The 17,658-nt window shown below is 63.1% G+C and carries 15 protein-coding genes; 6 read left to right on the top strand and 9 right to left on the bottom strand.

What is annotated here, in order from left to right; all coding sequences use genetic code 11:
* Positions 1 to 184 precede the first annotated feature (184 nt).
* The 3 genes from M2375_RS10355 (at position 185) to M2375_RS10345 (ending at position 3,880) form a co-directional block, all read left to right on the top strand.
* Complete coding sequence (locus tag M2375_RS10355) at positions 185 to 1,201, top strand: type II asparaginase (protein ID WP_259166073.1); 1,017 nt, start codon at positions 185 to 187, stop codon at positions 1,199 to 1,201.
* Positions 1,202 to 1,370: 169 nt separating this feature from the next.
* Positions 1,371 to 2,240, top strand: coding sequence for a D-hexose-6-phosphate mutarotase (locus M2375_RS10350; RefSeq protein WP_259165746.1), 870 nt, complete (start codon positions 1,371 to 1,373; stop codon positions 2,238 to 2,240).
* A gap of 134 nt (positions 2,241 to 2,374) precedes the next feature.
* The gene (locus tag M2375_RS10345) at positions 2,375 to 3,880 is read left to right on the top strand and encodes an amino acid permease (protein ID WP_259165745.1); all 1,506 of its coding nucleotides are present in this window, start codon (positions 2,375 to 2,377) and stop codon (positions 3,878 to 3,880) included.
* Between the two features lie 83 nt (positions 3,881 to 3,963).
* On the opposite strand, the gene M2375_RS10340 is transcribed toward M2375_RS10345, so the two are convergent.
* The 3 genes from M2375_RS10340 to M2375_RS10330 are packed head-to-tail and all read right to left on the bottom strand — an operon-like array spanning position 3,964 to position 7,855.
* Positions 3,964 to 5,304 carry a UDP-glucose/GDP-mannose dehydrogenase family protein gene (locus M2375_RS10340; protein ID WP_259165742.1) on the bottom strand — a complete coding sequence of 447 codons (1,341 nt, stop codon included), beginning with the start codon at positions 5,302 to 5,304 and terminating at the stop codon, positions 3,964 to 3,966.
* Positions 5,301 to 6,311 carry an NAD-dependent epimerase gene (locus tag M2375_RS10335; RefSeq protein ID WP_259165741.1) on the bottom strand — a complete coding sequence of 337 codons (1,011 nt, stop codon included), beginning with the start codon at positions 6,309 to 6,311 and terminating at the stop codon, positions 5,301 to 5,303. The genes M2375_RS10340 and M2375_RS10335 overlap by 4 nt, the downstream gene beginning before the upstream one ends.
* The gene (locus M2375_RS10330) at positions 6,308 to 7,855 is read right to left on the bottom strand and encodes a glycosyltransferase family 39 protein (RefSeq protein WP_259165737.1); all 1,548 of its coding nucleotides are present in this window, start codon (positions 7,853 to 7,855) and stop codon (positions 6,308 to 6,310) included. The genes M2375_RS10335 and M2375_RS10330 overlap by 4 nt, the downstream gene beginning before the upstream one ends.
* A gap of 220 nt (positions 7,856 to 8,075) precedes the next feature.
* Here M2375_RS10330 and M2375_RS10325 point away from each other — a divergent pair, with 220 nt between their 5' ends.
* Both M2375_RS10325 and M2375_RS10320 read left to right on the top strand, forming a co-directional pair.
* Positions 8,076 to 9,113, top strand: coding sequence for a glycosyltransferase family 2 protein (locus M2375_RS10325; protein WP_259165734.1), 1,038 nt, complete (start codon positions 8,076 to 8,078; stop codon positions 9,111 to 9,113).
* 12 nt (positions 9,114 to 9,125) lie between these two features.
* Complete coding sequence (locus M2375_RS10320; protein ID WP_259165732.1) at positions 9,126 to 10,079, top strand: lysylphosphatidylglycerol synthase transmembrane domain-containing protein; 954 nt, start codon at positions 9,126 to 9,128, stop codon at positions 10,077 to 10,079.
* A gap of 97 nt (positions 10,080 to 10,176) precedes the next feature.
* Here the strand turns inward: M2375_RS10320 and M2375_RS10315 are convergent, their stop codons facing one another.
* Positions 10,177 to 11,619 (bottom strand): NAD-dependent succinate-semialdehyde dehydrogenase, encoded by a 1,443-nt coding sequence (locus M2375_RS10315; RefSeq protein WP_404979303.1) that lies wholly within the window; start codon positions 11,617 to 11,619, stop codon positions 10,177 to 10,179.
* A 298-nt stretch (positions 11,620 to 11,917) separates the two neighbouring features.
* Here M2375_RS10315 and M2375_RS10310 point away from each other — a divergent pair, with 298 nt between their 5' ends.
* The gene (locus M2375_RS10310) at positions 11,918 to 12,346 is read left to right on the top strand and encodes an energy transducer TonB (RefSeq protein WP_259165727.1); all 429 of its coding nucleotides are present in this window, start codon (positions 11,918 to 11,920) and stop codon (positions 12,344 to 12,346) included.
* A gap of 127 nt (positions 12,347 to 12,473) precedes the next feature.
* On the opposite strand, the gene M2375_RS10305 is transcribed toward M2375_RS10310, so the two are convergent.
* The 5 genes from M2375_RS10305 to M2375_RS10285 all read right to left on the bottom strand — a co-directional run bounded on the left by M2375_RS10305 (position 12,474) and on the right by M2375_RS10285 (position 17,655).
* Positions 12,474 to 13,259 (bottom strand): HAD-IIB family hydrolase, encoded by a 786-nt coding sequence (locus tag M2375_RS10305; protein WP_259165724.1) that lies wholly within the window; start codon positions 13,257 to 13,259, stop codon positions 12,474 to 12,476.
* Between the two features lie 17 nt (positions 13,260 to 13,276).
* Positions 13,277 to 15,178, bottom strand: coding sequence for an acyltransferase family protein (locus M2375_RS10300; RefSeq protein WP_259165723.1), 1,902 nt, complete (start codon positions 15,176 to 15,178; stop codon positions 13,277 to 13,279).
* Between the two features lie 6 nt (positions 15,179 to 15,184).
* Positions 15,185 to 16,201: an acyltransferase gene (locus tag M2375_RS10295; protein WP_259165721.1), complete on the bottom strand. Its 1,017-nt coding sequence runs from the start codon at positions 16,199 to 16,201 to the stop codon at positions 15,185 to 15,187.
* Between the two features lie 72 nt (positions 16,202 to 16,273).
* Positions 16,274 to 16,681, bottom strand: a complete 408-nt coding sequence (locus tag M2375_RS10290; protein ID WP_259165720.1) for a GtrA family protein — start codon at positions 16,679 to 16,681, stop codon at positions 16,274 to 16,276.
* Complete coding sequence (locus tag M2375_RS10285) at positions 16,681 to 17,655, bottom strand: glycosyltransferase family 2 protein (RefSeq protein ID WP_259165717.1); 975 nt, start codon at positions 17,653 to 17,655, stop codon at positions 16,681 to 16,683. Before M2375_RS10285 ends, M2375_RS10290 begins: the two co-directional genes overlap by 1 nt.
* Between the last annotated feature and the right edge of the window lie 3 nt (positions 17,656 to 17,658).

Raw genomic sequence — 17,658 nt, 5'->3', positions numbered from 1 at the left:
ACTGATGGCATACAAATCGACAACAATGCTGCATTTGTCCCAGGCGGCCCGCTGGAGGCTTCCAGCCCTGACGGCTGTGACCCTGGCAGTCAGCCTGAGCCTGGGCGCCTGCGCCAGCGGCCCACAAAACACCCAAGCCGCTGCGGCGACCCCCGCCGTTGCCGCCGCACCGGCAGCCGCTCCCATGGCTGCCAGCCAGCCTGCACAGCAAGGCATGCGCAATGTAGTGGTGCTGGCTACCGGCGGTACCATCGCTGGCGCCGGTGCATCGGCAATGAACAGCGCCACCTACAGCGCCGCCAAGGTGCCGGTGGACAAGCTGCTGGCAGGCCTGCCTGAGCTGTCCAAGGTAGCCCAGGTGCGCGGTGAGCAAGTCTTCCAGATTGCATCCGAGAGCTTTACCAATGACAACCTGCTGGTGCTGGCCAAGCGCGTATCGGCGCTGGTCAAGCAGGCCGATGTGGATGGCGTGGTCGTCACCCACGGCACCGACACCCTGGCTGAAACCGCCTACTTCCTGAGCCTGACGGTGCACACCAACAAGCCCATCGTGGTGGTGGGCTCCATGCGCCCAGGCACTGCGCTGTCGGCCGATGGCGCACTGAACCTGCTCAACGCCGTGAGCGTGGCAGCGGCCAAGGATGCCGAAGGCAAGGGCGTGGTTGTGACGATGAACGACGAGATCCAGACCGCACGGGATGTGAACAAGGATGTGAACATCAAGACCAATGCGTTCCAGAGCCAGTGGGGCCCCTTGGGCATGGTGGTGGAAGGCAAGAACTACTGGTTCCGCGCACCGGTCAAGCGCCACACCATGCAGTCCGAGTTCAATATCGACACCATCTCCAGCCTGCCTGCGGTGGAAGTGGTCTACAGCTACGGCAGTGTGCCGCGCACCGCCATTGATGCCTTTGTAGGTACCGGCGCCAAGGCCATCGTGCATGCCGGCACGGGCAATGGCTCGGTGGCAGACCGCATCGTCCCCGCACTGCAAGAGGCGCGCAGCAAGGGTGTGCAGGTGATCCGCTCGTCGCGCGTGCCTTACGGCTTTGTGCTGCGCAATGCAGAGCAGCCGGATGACAAGTACGACTGGGTGGTCGCCCATGACCTGCGTCCAGAAAAGGCCCGCCTGCTGGCAGCGCTGGCGCTGACCAAGACCAACGATCCCAAGGAAATCCAGCGCATTTTCTGGGAGTATTGATCGGCTTGCTGCCTGGCTGCGGCTGGGCACCTGCCGCGATACCGCGCATACCATGGCGTGTACCAAGGACAGCAAACGCTGTCCTTTTTTGCGTCCGCTGTATTGCTCAGGCTAGGTTGCTGGAGCAGCCGCCAATGTCACAATCGCGGCATTCACAGGAGCAAAAGATATGGCGCATGCGTGGACCCGAATCAGCTACGAAGGCTTTGCAGCCTGGGGTGCCCAGTGGCCCGATGGCTTCTCGGCGGTGGTCGCAGAGCAAGGGGCGCAGCTGTTGTCCTGGAAGACCGCCGATGGCCGCGAGCACCTGTACCTGAGCCCCGCCAGCCTGCGCGATGGGCATGCGGCCATCCGAGGGGGCGTGCCGGTGTGCTTTCCGCAGTTCAACACGCGCGGGCCTTTGCCCAAGCATGGCTTTGCACGCAACCTGCCCTGGCAGATGCTGGAAGCCGATGAGGGCGGCATCGTGATGCAACTGACGGACAGCGAGGCCAGCCGGGCCTACTGGCCCCATGCCTTTGATGCCCGCCTGCGCATTGCCGTACAGGCCAGCAGCCTCTCGATTCGTTTGGATGTGCAAAACACCGACCAGGCCGCCTGGGCCATGACCTGCGCGCTGCACAGCTATCTGCAGGTGGACGATGTCACCCAGACCCTCTTGTCCGGCCTGCAGGGCCTGGCTTGCTGGGATGCACTGGCGGATACCCGCTTTGTGCAGGCGCCGGGTGATGTGGGCTTTGCGGCAACCACGGAGCAGGGCTTTGACCGGGTGTTTTCCACACCGAGCGCGGCGGGCACGGTGCTGCAGTTGCAGCAGCCCGATCTGCCAACCGGGCGCCGGCTGGAGATTGCCCACAGCAGCACGGCCAGCGAGATGGTGGTCTGGAACCCGGGCCTGCAGCTGAGCCACAGCCTGGCCGATATGCCTGATGGCGGCTGGCGCCAGATGCTCTGTGTGGAAGCGGCCAGCATCGACACGCCGGTGCTGCTGGCGCCGGGCCAGCAGTGGTCGATCAGCCAGACCTTGAGCTTGGGCTAACGCAGACCTTCCCTGAAGGAAACACGCGCCCTGTTGCGGAATTGTGGGCGGCCACTACCGCAGGCCAGGGGAAAACCCGATAATGGCGGCCTTGTCATTGTTGGCATGGCGCTGGTTGCCATGCTTTTTTGTTTATGCCGGGTTCTGGGTCTCGTACTGATCAATCTACCGCCGCGCCAGCCAACGAGCTGCGCCGTGATCTCAAGGCACGCCATCTGTCGATGATCGCCATTGGCGGCTCCATCGGTACGGGGCTGTTTGTGGCATCGGGTGCCACCATTGCCCAAGCCGGGCCGGGTGGTGCCTTGCTGGCCTATGGCGTTATCGGCCTGATGGTCTATTTTTTGATGACCAGCCTGGGCGAGCTGGCGGCGTTCATGCCGGTGTCGGGCTCGTTCGCCACCTACGGCGCGCGCTATGTGGACGAGGGCTTTGGCTTCGCGCTGGGCTGGAACTACTGGTACAACTGGGCGATCACCATTGCGGTGGACCTGGTGGCCTCGCAGCTGGTGATGGCTTACTGGTTCCCCGATGTGCCGGGCTACTGGTGGAGCGCGCTGTTTTTGTTGCTGATGGTGGCCCTCAATGCCATCTCGGTGCGCGGCTTTGGTGAGGCCGAATACTGGTTTGCGGCGATCAAGGTGACGACGGTGCTGGTCTTTATCGCGCTGGGCGTGGCGATGATTTTTGGCATTCTGCGCGGCGGCCCGACCGACGGCGTCTGGGGCGCAATGGCCAACTGGCAGGTGGCTGACGCGCCGTTTGCCGGCGGCTTTGCGGCCTTGATCGGGGTGGCGATGATCGTGGGCTTCTCCTTCCAGGGCACCGAGCTGATCGGTATTGCGGCGGCAGAGTCCGAGAATCCCGCCAAGAACATCCCGCGCGCCGTGCGCCAGGTGTTCTGGCGCATTTTGCTGTTCTATGTGCTGGCCATTGCGGTGATTGGCTCCCTGGTCAGCTATACCGACCCGCACTTGCTGCGCAATGGCGTTGGCGATATCAGCGTCAGCCCCTTTACCCTGGTGTTTGAGAAAGCAGGCCTGCTGTCGGCGGCGGTGATCATGAACGCCGTGGTGCTGACCTCGGTGCTGTCGGCGGGCAACTCGGGCATGTATGCCTCCACCCGCATGCTCTACACCCTCGCCTGCCAGGGCATGGCGCCGCGCATTTTCGGCCGCCTCTCACGCCATGGGGTGCCGGTGATGGCCTTGCTGGCGACGACGGTGATGGCCGGGCTGTGTTTTTTCAGCTTTTTGTTCAGCCCGCAGACCGTGTACCTGTGGCTGCTCAACCTGTCGGGCATGACTGGCTTTATCGCCTGGCTGGGTATTGCCATCAGCCACTACCGCTTCCGCAAGGGCTTTGTGGCTCAGGGCCATGCTGTGTCGGAGCTGCCCTATGTCTCGCCCTGGTTCCCCTTTGGCCCCATCTTTGCGTTTGTGCTGTGCCTGGTCATTACCCTGGGCCAGAACTACGAGGCCTTCTTGAAAGACCGGATTGACTGGGGCGGCGTGGTGGCCACCTACATCGGCCTGCCGGTGTTCCTGCTGATCTGGTGGGCCTACCGCTGGGTACGGGGCAGCCGCACCGTGGCCTATGCCGATATGCGCTTTGATGGCCAGGTGGAGAGCACGAAGTAAATCGGCGGTCTGCTCTGTCGGCCCATAGATAGCAAAAAGCGAGTCTGAGGACTCGCTTTTTTGGTGGCAGATCGCCAGGTGCTTTAGTCGGCCCGCTGCACCGGCTGGCGGCCAATCGACACATAGCCCAGGCCATAGCCGGCCACCAGGGCCGGGTCATAGAGGTTGCGGCCGTCAAAGATCATGCGGTCGCGCAGGCTCTGGGCCAGCTGGCCAAAATCGGGGGCGCGGAAGATCTGCCACTCGGTGACGATGGCCAGGCAGTCGGCGCCTTGCAAGCTGGCCTCGGGGTCGGCGGCCAGCACCAGGTCGCTGCGCTCGCCATAGATGCGCTGCGCTTCCTGCATCGCGACCGGGTCGTAGGCCTGCACGCGGGCGCCTGCGGCCCACAGCGCTTCGAGCAGGTTGCGGCTGGGCGCCTCGCGCATGTCATCGGTATTGGGCTTGAAGGCCAGGCCCCACAGCGCAATCGTTTTGCCCTGCAGCTGGCCGCCATAAAAGGCGCTGATGCGCTCGAACAGCACGTTGCGCTGGGCTTCATTGCGGGCCTCGACGGCATTGAGCAGCAGGGGATCAAAGCCAATTTCCTCGGCGGTGCGCACCAAGGCCTTCACATCCTTGGGGAAGCAGCTGCCGCCGTAGCCCACCCCCGGGTAGATGAAGTGGTAGCCAATGCGCGGGTCGCTGCCAATGCCACGGCGCACCGCCTCCACATTGGCGCCCAGGCGTTCGGCCAGGTTGGCGATCTCGTTCATGAAGCTGATCTTGGTGGCCAGCATCGCATTGGCGGCGTACTTGGTCAGCTCGGCACTGCGCACATCCATCACCACGATCTTGTCGTGGTTGCGGTTGAAGGGCGCATACAGCTCGCGCAGCCGCGCCTCAGACGTGGGGTTGCTGGTGCCGATGATGATGCGGTCGGGCCGCTGGCAGTCGGCAACGGCGGCACCTTCCTTCAGAAACTCGGGGTTCGACACCACATCGAAGCCGTGGCTGGCGCCCCTGGCGGCCAGGCCCTCGGCAATCACCGCGCGCACCTTGTCAGCGGTGCCCACCGGCACGGTGGATTTGTTGATGACGATGCGCGGGCCATCCATGTACTGGGCAATGGTGCGGGCCACGGCCAGCACGTACTGCAGATCGGCACTGCCGTCTTCATCAGGCGGCGTGCCCACCGCTAAAAAGATGACCTCGCTGTGGGCCACGCCCAGGGCCGCATCGGTGGTAAAGCGCAGCCGGCCATTGGCATGGTTGCTGGTGACGAGCTTGTCCAGCCCCGGCTCGTGGATGGGGATCTGGCCGGCCTGCAGCGCGGCGACCTTGGCGGCATCGACATCGACACACAGCACCTGGTGGCCGACATCGGCCAGCACGGCGCCTTGAACAAGACCGACATAGCCGGTTCCAAAAACAGTGACTTTCATACGCGGTAGAACGAGCGGTACCAGTCGACAAAGCGCTGGATTCCGTCTGTGACAGTGAAAGAAGGGGAGAACTGCACCCAGGCCTGCAGTGCACGGGTATCGGCCGAGGTGCTGTGCATGTCGCCCGGCTGGATGGGCAGCATGCGCTTGTGGGCCTGCATGCCCAGCGCGGACTCCAGCGCGCCGATGTAGTCCATCAGCACGGTGGGCTGGCTGTTGCCGATATTGAAGATGCGGTAGGGCGCGGTGCTGGTGCCCGGGTTGGGGTGCAGCGCGTCATAGTCGCTATCTGGCGCGGCCGGTTTGTCCAGCACGCGCAGAATCCCTTCGACGATGTCGTCGATAAAGGTGAAATCGCGCACCAGCTGGCCGTTGCCGTAAACATCAATCGTCTCGCCCGCCAGGATGGCCTTGGTGAACTTGAACAAGGCCATGTCCGGCCGGCCCCAGGGCCCGTAGACCGTGAAAAAGCGCAGCCCGGTGGTGGGCATCTGGTAGAGGTGCGAGTAGGTGTGGGCCATCAGCTCATTGGCCTTCTTGGTGGCCGCGTAGTAGCTGATCGGGTGGTCCACGGCGTCGCTCTCGGCATAGGGCATCTTGGCATTGCCGCCGTAGACGCTGGAGCTGCTGGCATAGACCAGGTGCGCCACCTGGTGCTTGCGGCAGCCCTGCAGCACATGGCCAAAGCCCAGCAGGTTGGCGTCGGTGTAGTCATCGGGCTGGTCGATGGAGTAGCGCACCCCTGCCTGGGCGGCCAGGTGCAGCACGCGCTGGGGCTGCACCTCGTCAAACAGTGCGGCCATGCCGGCGCGGTCGGCCAGATCCAGCTTGATAAAGCGGAAGTTGGGGTGGCTTTGCAGCTGCGCGAGCCGCGCTTCTTTGAGCGCAACATCGTAGTAGCTGTTGAGGTTGTCGATGCCGACCACGGGCAGGCCTCGTTCCAACAGGCGCAAGGCGCAGTGCATGCCGATAAAACCGGCAGCGCCGGTGACGAGAACAGGTTTCATGGTGTGATGGGTGCGGGCAGCCACAGATACTGGTAATGCATGGGCGGCGTGCTGGCACGCATATGAGAAAACGGAAGGGTCAGATCTTGTACGGACGCGCCGGGCACCGCAGCCAGCACGGGCTCCCACCAGGCGGGCGTGGCCTTGTCCATGCGGGCAATGTACAGCAGGCCGGTGCCGGTTTGCACGGCCCGGGCGCGGGCCTGCGTGAGGCACTCGGCCATGCGGCCAAACTCTGCGGTGCACGCCGTGGCATAGGCTTTGGGGTTGCGTGAGCGCAGCATGGCGGCGACCATGTTGTCCGAGCCGACGATCAGACCTTGGCCGTCATAGCCGGCAGCGGCCAGTGAGGCGCTCAGTTGCGCGACGGGGTGGTTGAGCTCATCGGACTCTTTGCGCAGGTTGGACTGCCAGGGGCGCACTGTGGCCAGGGTCAGGAAGACCAGCGCAAACACCAGCACCGTCGTGGTGTAGCCCCGGCCCACGCCCTCAGCCAGCAGGCGCGGGCGCCAGACATACAGGGCCAGCGGCGCCACCGCCGTCAGCGGCAGCACCCAGCGCTGCTTGAAGTTGCTGACATCGCCCACCAGCACCATGCCCACCAAAATAGCAAACACCAGGGCCAGGTAGCGCCACAGCAGCGGCCAGGCCCAGATGCGCCACTCCGGTGCGGCTGGCTGCGGAGCCGGCGACTGGGCAGGCTCGGCCTTCCACAAGCGGCCCCGGTAGCTGGCCAACGTAACCAGCAGCCATAGCCCCAAGGTAGAGAACACGGCCTTGGCCAAGGCGCCCAGGCCCTTGAGGTGGGAGACCTGGGTGGAGATGTCCATCTTGTTGATGGTCTCGGAGGTGGCCTCACGCCAGTGCTGCAGCAGCCACAAGCCATGCGGCGCAAAAATCAGCAGGCCGATGAGGGGCGCCAGCCACCAGCCCCGGCCCAGCAGCGCCCGGCGCACCTGGGGCACGCTGAAGGCGGCTACGGCAAACACGCCAATCAGCATGGCAAAGCTGTATTTGGCGAGCATGCCCACGCCGCAAAAAATGCCCAGGCCGACAAAATTAATCAAAGCAGGTGTGCGTACCTGGCGCAAGGCCATCCACCAGGCGCCAAAGGTCATCGCGGTGACCAGGATGGTGTGGGTCTGGTCGCGCACGCTGTCCCAGCCAAAGGGCAGCATCAGCAGCAGGCCGCCTGCGACCCAGAAGGCGCCCTTGGCGGGCAGCAAGGCGCGGCCGGTTTGCCAGGCCAGCACATAGGTCAGCACAATCAGGCTGTGTTTGACCAGCGACAGCGCCAACACCGAGGGCCCGAGCAACTGGCCCACCAGCCATTGCAGCCAGCTGTACGCGGGGGGCTGGGCGCCATAGCCCAGCAAAAACTGCTGGGACCAGAGAATTTGTTCGGACTCGTCCCATTTCATGCCATCCGAGATGGCCACGCGCGAGAGGACATGCGCACAGGCCAGCACCAGCACCCAGGCCAGCGGGTGGCGGTAGAGCTGGGACTGCCAATCTTTGGCGGGGGAGGGGGACGCAGACGTCATGGCAGAAACACGAAATGCGGGTGCACACAGGGCCCGCAGCCCCAAGGCGCGGCACCAGCCTGTCGCATCAGCAGCAGAGGAAAGAGCGGATCAGGTAGTATAGGCGACCACTGTTTTACCAATGCCACAAGAGTCGCCAACCCCGGTTGGGCTGCGCCGCATACCGGTTCCGGTCTCGGTCCAGCCGCCCGTTTGAGCGGCTTTTTGCAATGTGCCCTCTATGTCTCCTGCTGTTTCCATCGTCGTCCCTATCTATAACGAGTTCGACAATCTGATCGCCTTGGTCGACCGGATTGACGCGGCCATGCGCTCGCAGCCGCTGAGCTATGAGCTGATTGCCGTCGACGATGGCTCCAAGGACGACAGCGCCAAGCGCCTGCTGGAGCTGGCCGCCACGCGCCCCTGGCTGCGCCCGGTGATCCTGGCGCGCAACTACGGCCAATCGAGCGCGCTGCAGGCCGGTTTTGACCGGGTGCAGGGCCGCTATGTGGTGACCCTGGATGCCGACCTGCAAAACGAACCCGACGACATCCCCTTGCTGCTCAACCGCCTGGAGACCGACCCGAGCGTGGACATGGTGTCCGGCTGGCGCAAGGACCGCCAGGATGCAGCGATCTCGCGCAAGCTGCCGTCCAAGATTGCCAACCGCCTGATCTCCAACGCCACCGGCGTGCAACTGCACGACTATGGCTGCGCGCTCAAGGCCTACCGCCGCCACATCATCGACCGCGTACACCTCTACGGCGAGCTGCACCGCTTTATCCCCTCGCTGGCGCGCGATGCCGGTGCCCGCATCACCGAGGTGCCGGTGCGCCACCATGCCCGCACGGCGGGTGTGTCCAAGTACGGTATCGACCGCACCTTCCGCGTGATCCTGGATTTGATCCTGATGGTCTTCCTGATGCGCTACCGCCAGCGCCCGCTGCACGCCTTTGGCGGCCTGGGTCTGTGGCTGGCCACCCCCGGCTTCCTGATCCTGGCCTATTTGTTCATCGTCAAGCTGATGGGTGAGAGCATTGGCGGTCGCCCCTTGCTGATCATTGGCGTGATGCTGGTGCTGATGGGCATGACCTTTGTCGCCGCCGGCCTGATCGGCGAGCTGCTGACCCGCATTTACTACGAATCGGGTGGTGGCCGCCAGTACTATGCGGACGACTACGTGCTCGACGACTCGGGGGAGACCCCCCGCATGGTGCGCCAGGATGCCGTTGCCGCGCGCGTGCAAGCTGTGCAGCCTGCTGCCGCCCCCCATCTTTAAGCGTCCCCTGGTGTGAACCGTACACAAAAAGCCTGCATCAAGGCCTTGTGTGGCGCCGTTTTGCTGGGCGCCGTGGCCTATTTTGCCGACCCTGCCGCCCTTTGGGCCCGCCTGCGTGCGGCCGATGGGCGCTGGCTGCTGGCCGGACTGGCGGCGGCCATCGCGTCCAACGTGGTATCGGCCTGGCGCTGGCGGGCGCTGGCGCAGTGGCTGGGCGCACCCATGCGCTGGCCGGATGCGCTGCGCTGGTATTTTCAGGCGATTGGCCTCAATGCGTTGCTGCCCGGTGCGGTCGTGGGCGGCGATGTCTACCGCGCCGTGGTGCTGCAGCGCAGTGGCCAGGGCAAGGCCGCTGCCTCGCTGTCTGTTTTGCTGGACCGCTTTAGCGGCCTGTGGATGCTCTGCGCCATTGGCGCCATTGGCGCGGCGCTGTCGGCCAGCGCATTGGCGCCGGTACTGCGCGTGTCCCCCTTCGCGCTGCAGGTCTTGATGGTGCTCGGCGTCATCGTCTGGATTGCGCTGCCCTGGCTGCTGCTGTGGTGGCTGGGCCAGCGCCAGGCAGCCAGCCTGCCGGCCTGGCTGCAGCCCCTGCTGCAGGCGGCTGCGCGCCCGGACTTCAACCGCCAGATGTTGGTGCAAGCGGCCTCGTCCGCCCTGGTGCAGCTGCTGTCTGCCGCCGCGTTGGCGCTGGGCGGGCTGGCGCTGGGCATTCAGCTTGACCTGGCCGCCTGGGCCTTTGCGATGGCGCCCATTTTTCTGATGGCAGCCTTGCCCGTCAGCGTGGGCGGCTGGGGCACGCGTGAGGCGGCCAGTGCGGCGGCGCTGGCGCCCTTTGGCGTGCCGGCGGCCTTGGCGGTGGGCGTGGGGCTGATTTATGGCGTGTATGCGCTGGTGCAGGGGGCATTGGGCGCCATCGCCTTTGGTCTGCCCAGCCGGCGTGAGCGCGAGGCGGATGCGCCATCCTGAAGCGGTTGCCGCTTAATGGCTGAGCCCAAGAAAAAAGCAAGTCCGTAGACTTGCTTTTTTTGTGTCCAAGGCCTGCGCAGAGGCGCTTGGGCCGTCTTTACACCGCCGTGATCGACACGGCCTTGGAGTTCAAATAGGCCTCCATGGCTTCCGGGCCGCCTTCGCTGCCGTAGCCGGAGTCTTTGATGCCGCCGAAGGGGAACTCGGCCGAGGGGGTGGCAGCCTGGTTGATCCAGACCATGCCGGCTTCAATCTGGTGCGACAGCAGCTGCACGTTCTTGTACGAGCGGGTATAGGCGTAAGCGGCCAAGCCGAACGGCAGGCGGTTGGCTTCGGTGATCGCGTCTTCCAGCTTGGTAAAGCTGCGGATCGCGGCGATGGGGCCAAAGGGCTCATCGTTGAACACCGAGGCGTTCATCGGCACATCGGCCAGGATGGTGGGCGCGAAGAAGTTGCCTTCGCTGCCCACGCGCGCACCGCCGGTGGCCACTTTGGCGCCCTTGGCGGCTGCGTCTTCCACGACCTGGGCCATGGCGGTCAGGCGGCGGGCATTGGCCAGGGGGCCCAAGGTGGTGCCATCGCTCAGGCCATCGCCCAGCTTCAGGCTTTCGGCGTGCTTGACGAAGGCGCTGACAAAGGCGTCCTTCACATCGGCGTGCACCAGGAAACGCGTAGGCGAGATGCAGACCTGGCCCGCATTGCGGAACTTGGCCGCAGCCGTGGCCTTGACGGCCAGTTCCACATCGGCGTCTTCGGCGACGATGACCGGTGCGTGGCCGCCCAGCTCCATGGTCACACGCTTCATGTGCGCGCCGGCCAGCGCGGCCAGCTGCTTGCCCACGGCGGTGGAGCCGGTGAAGGTCACCTTGCGGATGATCGGGTGGGGGATCAGGTACTCGGAGATTTCGGCAGGCGAGCCAAACAGCAGGCCCAGCACGCCCTTGGGCAGACCGGCGTCGACAAAGCACTGCAGCAGCGCGGCAGGCGAGGCGGGGGTTTCTTCTGGGGCCTTCAAGAGGAAGGAGCAGCCGGTGCCCAGCGCCGCGCCCAATTTGCGCACCACCTGGTTGACGGGGAAGTTCCAGGGCGTGAAAGCAGCGATAGGGCCGACAGGCTCCTTGATCACCAGCTGCTGCACATTGGGCACGCGGGCGGGGACGATGCGGCCATAGACGCGCAGGCCTTCATCGGCAAACCATTCGATGATGCCGGCGCCGGCCAGCACTTCGCCCTTGGCCTCGGCCAAAGGCTTGCCTTGCTCTTGGGTCAGCAGGCGGCCGATCTGCTCGGCACGCTCGCGCAGCAGGGCAGCGGCACGGCGCATGGTGTTGGCGCGCTCGATGGCCGGCGTGGCACGCCAGACCAGGAAACCCGCCTGGGCCGCCTCCAATGCACGGTCCATGTCTTTCTTGGTGGCATGGGCGACCTTGCCGATGGGCTTGCCCGTGGCAGGGTTCAGCACGTCGATGGTCTTGCCATCGGAGGCATCGCTCCATTCGTTGTTGATCAGCAGTCGGGTATCCGGATATGCAGTGGTCATTGCCATTTTTCCTTGAGTGTCTTGGAGGTATCCAGTGATCGGGCTGTCGCGGGCAAATAGGGGGGATGGATTGCCCATGAACAACTGTAAATGCTAACCGTTAGTGCCCGTATGCGTAGTCGCGCATGGCAATTTCGACATGCTGGGGCGGGCATGTACCGGATTTCTCCACATTAGCGTTGCAGGCCCGTGGTAAAACATGGGGTTTGCTGCGCGGGCACCGTCGTTGCACCGCGCCCTGCGCCTGCCAGGTGTGGCCTGGGCCGCGCCACCATGAGACTTTTGGAAGCTTCAGACCATGTCATTGATCCGTACCAGTTCTGCTGTTGTCACCGTTCTTGCCGCACTGCTGGCAGGCTGCGCCACCAATGAGCCGGCGCCAACACCTGATGCTGCCGCCGCCACCACGGCCCCTGCCGCCAATGCCGCCCCCGCTGCGGCCGGCTGCGCAGGCAATGCCTGTGATGCAGCCCCCCAGCTGCTGACGGGCGCATCGCCCCGCTTCCCCTACCCCGCCGGCGCCCAGCCGCAACCGGCCAGCGTGCGCGTGCAGTTTGTGGTCAACACCGATGGCGCTGTCAGCGATGTGAAGACCCTGACCACCACCTCCAAGGACATGGCCACCGAAGTGGAGCGCGCTGTGCGCCAGTGGAAGTACCGCCCGGCGATGAAGAACAACCAGCCGATGAAGGTCATCCTGCAGCAGCAGTTCGACTTCAAGCCCTGAGATCGCTGATGGTTAATCGCTAATCGCTGTTAGGCTGATGGCTGGTATTTGAGCGATCTGCCAAAACGAAACGCCCGTTGCACACCAGGTGCAGCGGGCGTTTTTGCTGTACAGATCGATGGGTCGCTCAAGGCAGCGCGTTCAGGCGCTGGGCCAGCTCGATAAATCCAGCACCACGCTCGCCCCGCGTGACATAGCGCGGCAGGTGCTGCAGCTGGGGCACAAAGCGTTCAATATTGGCTACGCCAAAGCTGTTCTCAAAGTGCTGGAACATCAGCTGGTCGTTTGTGGAATCGCCGATATAGCACCACTGGCCGATCTCTGCATCCAAATCGCGACCAAACAGGGTCTGGACGATCCAGCGCGCACCTTCGAGCTTGTTGTGCCCGCCAAACCAGCCATTGATATGGATGGAGCTGACGGTGGCGTTCATGCCGGCCGCCTGCATCAGCGCCACGCACTGGTCAATCTGCGCCTGGGGCATCTGCGTGAACTCGCTGTGGTCCACCGCAATATCGCACTCCCGCCCGGCGGAATCGGTGGCGCGCTGCGCGCCCGGCACCGTTTGCTCAATCTGCGCCAGCACCGCCTGCATCTTGGCAAAGTTGGCAGTGCGCGTGGCCTCGTCCTGCTGGTAGAGCTTGTCCAGCCCGCCGCTGGCATTGCGCCGCAGCGCCACAGCGCCGTTCTCGGCCACGATGGCATCGACCGGCCAGGCCTGGGCAAAGGGCAGGCTCCAGCCGACGGGGCGGCCGGTAATCGGGATTACGGCCAGGCCTTTGGCCTTGAGGGCAGCGATGGCCTGCACCACCTCGTCAGGGACAACGCCCTCGGTGGTCAGGGTATCGTCGATATCGGTCAGCAGGCCGACGATGGGGCGGGAGGACGGATTCCAGGTATCAAGAGCTTGCATTTCGGAGGCGAGAGAGGCTATTCAAAGATGTGGGGGGCTATTTTTTCGGCCAGGTACAGAGATCCGGCCTTGGTCAGGTGCCCCCAATCGACCGCTGTCATGCCCTGAATGGTGCCATCAACCGAGGTCAGGCACCCGGCGGGCGTGCAGAACTCGTCCAGCGCGGACAGGTAAGTGATGCCGGTTTTTTGCAAATGGCTGCTGAAATAGGCATCCCATTGGGTTTCGTTGGCGGACAGGCCATGCTGCATGTAGCGCGGAAATTCGGCCTGGTCGCTGATGAATTCGATCAGGTTCTTCTGAAGGGACACTGACCAGTTGGGGGCTGGGCCGATGACGACAATGCTGCTGACTGGGCTGACGGTGCGCAAACGGGCAATGGTTGTCTGCAGAGCCTCCAGCTCCTTTTGGGGATCATTGCTGCTGTTTTTTCCGTAGATCATCCAGTTGATGACGATCTTCTGGGGCTGCAAGGCGGCAATGGCCTGCAGCTTGGCTTCATTGATGTCCCGAAGAGATGCTCCACCATCGATCTGCCCGTCCTGAAAAAAAGGTGGTGCATTGCCATCCGTCAGTTGGATGATGCCGTAGTCGGGATGCCGGCTATCGCGTTCGTGTCGCAGCCCTTGGTACAGCGATGCAGCGTAGGAATCACCAAACAACACCATATTCTTGCTGCGGGTATGGAGGCAGCCGTTGCGTTCTCGCTCGGCCATGGACACCGAATGGCAGACCTGGTTGCGGATGTTCTTCTGGAATTCAAAGTGGTCGTAGAGATTCTCGATATGAACGAGCTGCTGCAATGCCTCGTTGGCACGGTTGTTGATCAACCAGGTCTGCGGAACCAGGGCCGTGGCCAGCAGCATGATGGCCGCAGCGCTGTACCAGGCCAATTGCTTGTGGGAGATGCGTGCAGCGTTTCTCGTCGGGTTCTCGATAAACCGCCAAGATGCGTAGGCTAACAGCAAGGTCAGAGCAATCAAGGCGATAGCGTAGTGCTCAAAGGATGGCTTGCCAAAGCGGTATATCCAAAAGGCAAAAAGAGGTTGGTGCCACAAGTAGGCGCTGTAACTGATCTGTCCGAGCCAGACCATGGGCGGCAGCTGCAGCAACCGGGTCGCGATACCGCCCGGGCTCTGAGCGACCAGCACCAAGACTGTGCCAAGCGTCGGGATCAAGGTATAGGCGCCGGGGTGGGCCAGATGCGCATTCAGACCCAGCAGCGCAACCAGGATCAAGGCCACCCCCAGGATTGACAGACTGACACGAGCCTTGGCAGGTAGCGTGTTTTGCGCAACCCAAAGGGCCCCCAGCGCGCCTAGCAACAGCTCCCAGGCGCGGGCGGGCAGCAGATAGAACGCGGCATTGGGGTGGGCGGCAACGGTGGCGATAGCCCACACAAAGCTGGCTGCGGCACACAGCGCAATGGCGGCCCAACGCCACCGCGATTGCCGCAGGGCGAATGCCAGCAGGGGAAAGAGAATGTAGTACTGCTCTTCAACGCCCAAGCTCCAGGTGTGGAGCAGGGGTTTCAGCTCACTGGCGCGTTCGAAATAGCTGCTGTGCAGCCAGAAATAGATGTTGGATGCAAAACCCAGTGTGGCAAACAGACTGCTGCGAAAGTCGGAGAACGCCAGCGGCTTCAGCAGCAAGCGCGCAAAGACATAGCTGACCAGCAGTACAAAGAACAGCGCGGGAAGGATGCGCCGGGCCCTTCGCTCGTAGAAGCGCAGCAGGCTGTAGCGCCCCTCTGCGATATCGGTGAAAAGAATGCGCCCAATCAGAAAGCCGCTGATAACAAAAAAGATGTCGACACCGAAAAATCCTCCCGGGATCTGCGGGGAGAAGCCCGCATGGAAGAGGATGACCGAGCCTACTGCGATGGCGCGCAAGCCATCAATGTCTTTTCTGTACTGCATGCAGATTCATCGCAGATAGCCCTTGAGCCGCAAAGCTGGCTGCTCCACCAAACGCCAGGACAGCCAGCCTGCCAACACAGTCAACACCGCCACAATGGCCAGGCTGCTGGAAAAGCCCAGTTCTGGTGCCAAAAAGCGGACGCTTTGCTGAATAGGAAACGCATACAGATAAACGCCGTAAGAGACATCGCCAAACCGGCCGGCTTGAGATATCACGGGCCACGAGGCCGTACCCACCGCCAGCAATACGGCTGGCAGGCACAACAAGAGTGCCGAATAGGAGAATCCAAGCGCATAGGCCACCAGTGCAGCAATGCATGCGATTACGGCAAAGCGCACGCGGTGCTGCAAAAAATGCCGATTGAACGTGGCGATCAACGACCCAAACGCAAAGTAGGCCGGGAACTCCCACCAGTGCGTCATGGTTCCGGTCAGATCCACGGTCATGTGCGAGAGGAACCACAGCAAGTAGGCAACGCAGATGCAGGCCCAGACCCAACGCCAGCGCATGAGTCCAAGAGCACCAGCTGCCGCCAGCACCGCATAACAACTCACCTCAATAGGGATGGTCCACAAAGAGCCATTGACCGTATTCGGGTAGGTGTTGTCTGCAAAAACGCCAGGCAGGTTAAAGCGTACTTGCAGCAGGATGTTGTGCAGGTAGTCCCAGGTCATGGGGTGACGGAAGTAATCGTGCAAGGGCAGCGTTGTGAAGCCGGCGCCCAGTACCAGCACAGCCAGCAGAACCACGGTGGCCAATGCGGGCCAGATGCGCAGCGCACGCTTGGCACAAAACACCCACAGGCGAGGCTGCGAAAACCAGCTGATCGTCACCAGGTAGCCGCTGATGACAAAGAACGCCATGACGGCAACGCCGCCCACCATGGCCACATTCATCCAGCTGGGTGGTAGGGTGCCTGTTACTGGGAACTGGTGGCTGAACAGCACGGCCAGAGCCGCAGCCAGGCGCAGTGCGTCAAAGTTGTTGGCCTGGTGCAGGCGCTGCGGTTCTGTACGGTCCATATTCTCTAGAATTTGCTTGTTCTGCCACAGAGGGCATGTAGCCTGCATCGGCCCACTGACCGTCCAGAGTTCTCAGCGGTCCGGGCGCTGGCGGTACAGCAGCCGGCTCATGCCCAGGTAGTTCACAGACATGGCAACCAAGGTGCCGGCCGCCACATACAGCATCAGCCACAGTGGGCCTTGTGGAAAGGCCCATGCCAGCAGCGAATAGACCGCGAAGTTGACGGCGCCGCCTCCCAGCATCAGCCCCAGATATCGCAGGTACTCAACCAGTAAACCGCCCTTGGCACTGCGGCCGGCAAAGGAGATGTTGCGGTTGATCAGCCAGGTGGTAGTGGCAGCAAGCCAAAACGACACAGCCCGCGCTGCATACACGCCCAGCGCATCGCGCAGCAAGGTCAACACCGCCACATCAACGACAAACGCAACAGCACCGGCAATCAGAAACCACAAAAGCGAGCGCTGGAGCTTGATGCCCATCACTGGCTCGGCGTGTTGGCCACAGAGGCCAGGTAAGCAAACTGCTTGATCTCGCGCCGCGTCAGGGTGATGGCTTGCAGGATCAGGCCAGTGACAAAGGACACGCCACCGCAGACCATCAGGGCAGATACCAGACCCAGGGTGGGAAAGCGCCGCACCATGCCCGTTTGGTGGTACTCCCATACGATGGGCGCTACCAGTGCAACAGCAATCAGCGCCAGCGCAGCACCCAGCCAACCAAAGAACTGCAAGGGCTTCTCGCTGACCACCAGGCGGCCAATGGTCTTGAGGATGCGCCAGCCGTCGCGGTAGGTGGACAGCTTGCTGGCGGAGCCCTCGGGTCGGGCGCCGTAGGGCGTATCGACCTCGGTGCAAGGCATGCGCAGCTCCAGCGCATGGACGTTCAGCTCGGTCTCGATCTCGAAGCCTTGGGAATGGGCTGGGAAGGATTTGACATAGCGCCGCGAAAACACCCGGTAGCCCGAGAGCATGTCGCGGAAACTTCCGCCAAAGATCTGCTGCACCGTGCCAGTCAGCAGCTTATTGCCCCAGCGATGACCGGGACGGTAGGTGATGCCTGTGTCGCCCGCCTCGGGTTCAGCTTCCACGCGCGCGCCCACCACCATGTCCAGCTGCTGATCAATCAGCAGGTCAATCAGCTTGCGGGCTGAAGGCGCATGGTAGGTGGCGTCGCCATCCGCCATCACATAGATATCGGCATCCACATCAGCAAACATGCGGCGCACGACATTGCCCTTGCCCTTGAGATTGACGTTGCGCAGATGCGCGCCGACTTCAAGGGAAATTTCTGCGGTGCGGTCGGTCGAGAGGTTGTTGAAGATGTAGATTTCCGCTTCCGGCAAGGCCTGCCGGAAACCCTCAACCACGGGCCGCACCGTCAGCTCTTCGTTGTGGCAAGGCAAGATGACGGCAATGCGCTGGTTGCGGTAGAGGCGAGATGAGATTTCGGTCATGTC

The organism is Comamonas sp. BIGb0152, assembly GCF_024809975.1.
In the GTDB taxonomy this organism is placed as follows: domain Bacteria; phylum Pseudomonadota; class Gammaproteobacteria; order Burkholderiales; family Burkholderiaceae_C; genus Comamonas.
This window is presented reverse-complemented; position numbering and strand designations above follow the sequence as displayed.

Bases quoted from the DNA above. Each gene is read 5' to 3' on its own strand.
- M2375_RS10355 (WP_259166073.1), top strand. From the start codon at position 185: ATGGCTGCCAGCCAGCCTGCACAGCAAGGCATGCGCAATGTAGTGGTG.
- M2375_RS10350 (WP_259165746.1), top strand. From the start codon at position 1,371: ATGGCGCATGCGTGGACCCGAATCAGCTACGAAGGCTTTGCAGCCTGG.
- M2375_RS10345 (WP_259165745.1), top strand. From the start codon at position 2,375: ATGCCGGGTTCTGGGTCTCGTACTGATCAATCTACCGCCGCGCCAGCC.
- M2375_RS10340 (WP_259165742.1), bottom strand. From the start codon at position 5,304: ATGAAAGTCACTGTTTTTGGAACCGGCTATGTCGGTCTTGTTCAAGGC.
- M2375_RS10335 (WP_259165741.1), bottom strand. From the start codon at position 6,311: ATGAAACCTGTTCTCGTCACCGGCGCTGCCGGTTTTATCGGCATGCAC.
- M2375_RS10330 (WP_259165737.1), bottom strand. From the start codon at position 7,855: ATGACGTCTGCGTCCCCCTCCCCCGCCAAAGATTGGCAGTCCCAGCTC.
- M2375_RS10325 (WP_259165734.1), top strand. From the start codon at position 8,076: ATGTCTCCTGCTGTTTCCATCGTCGTCCCTATCTATAACGAGTTCGAC.
- M2375_RS10315 (WP_404979303.1), bottom strand. From the start codon at position 11,619: ATGACCACTGCATATCCGGATACCCGACTGCTGATCAACAACGAATGG.
- M2375_RS10310 (WP_259165727.1), top strand. From the start codon at position 11,918: ATGTCATTGATCCGTACCAGTTCTGCTGTTGTCACCGTTCTTGCCGCA.
- M2375_RS10305 (WP_259165724.1), bottom strand. From the start codon at position 13,259: ATGCAAGCTCTTGATACCTGGAATCCGTCCTCCCGCCCCATCGTCGGC.
- M2375_RS10300 (WP_259165723.1), bottom strand. From the start codon at position 15,178: ATGCAGTACAGAAAAGACATTGATGGCTTGCGCGCCATCGCAGTAGGC.
- M2375_RS10295 (WP_259165721.1), bottom strand. From the start codon at position 16,201: ATGGACCGTACAGAACCGCAGCGCCTGCACCAGGCCAACAACTTTGAC.
- M2375_RS10290 (WP_259165720.1), bottom strand. From the start codon at position 16,681: ATGGGCATCAAGCTCCAGCGCTCGCTTTTGTGGTTTCTGATTGCCGGT.
- M2375_RS10285 (WP_259165717.1), bottom strand. From the start codon at position 17,655: ATGACCGAAATCTCATCTCGCCTCTACCGCAACCAGCGCATTGCCGTC.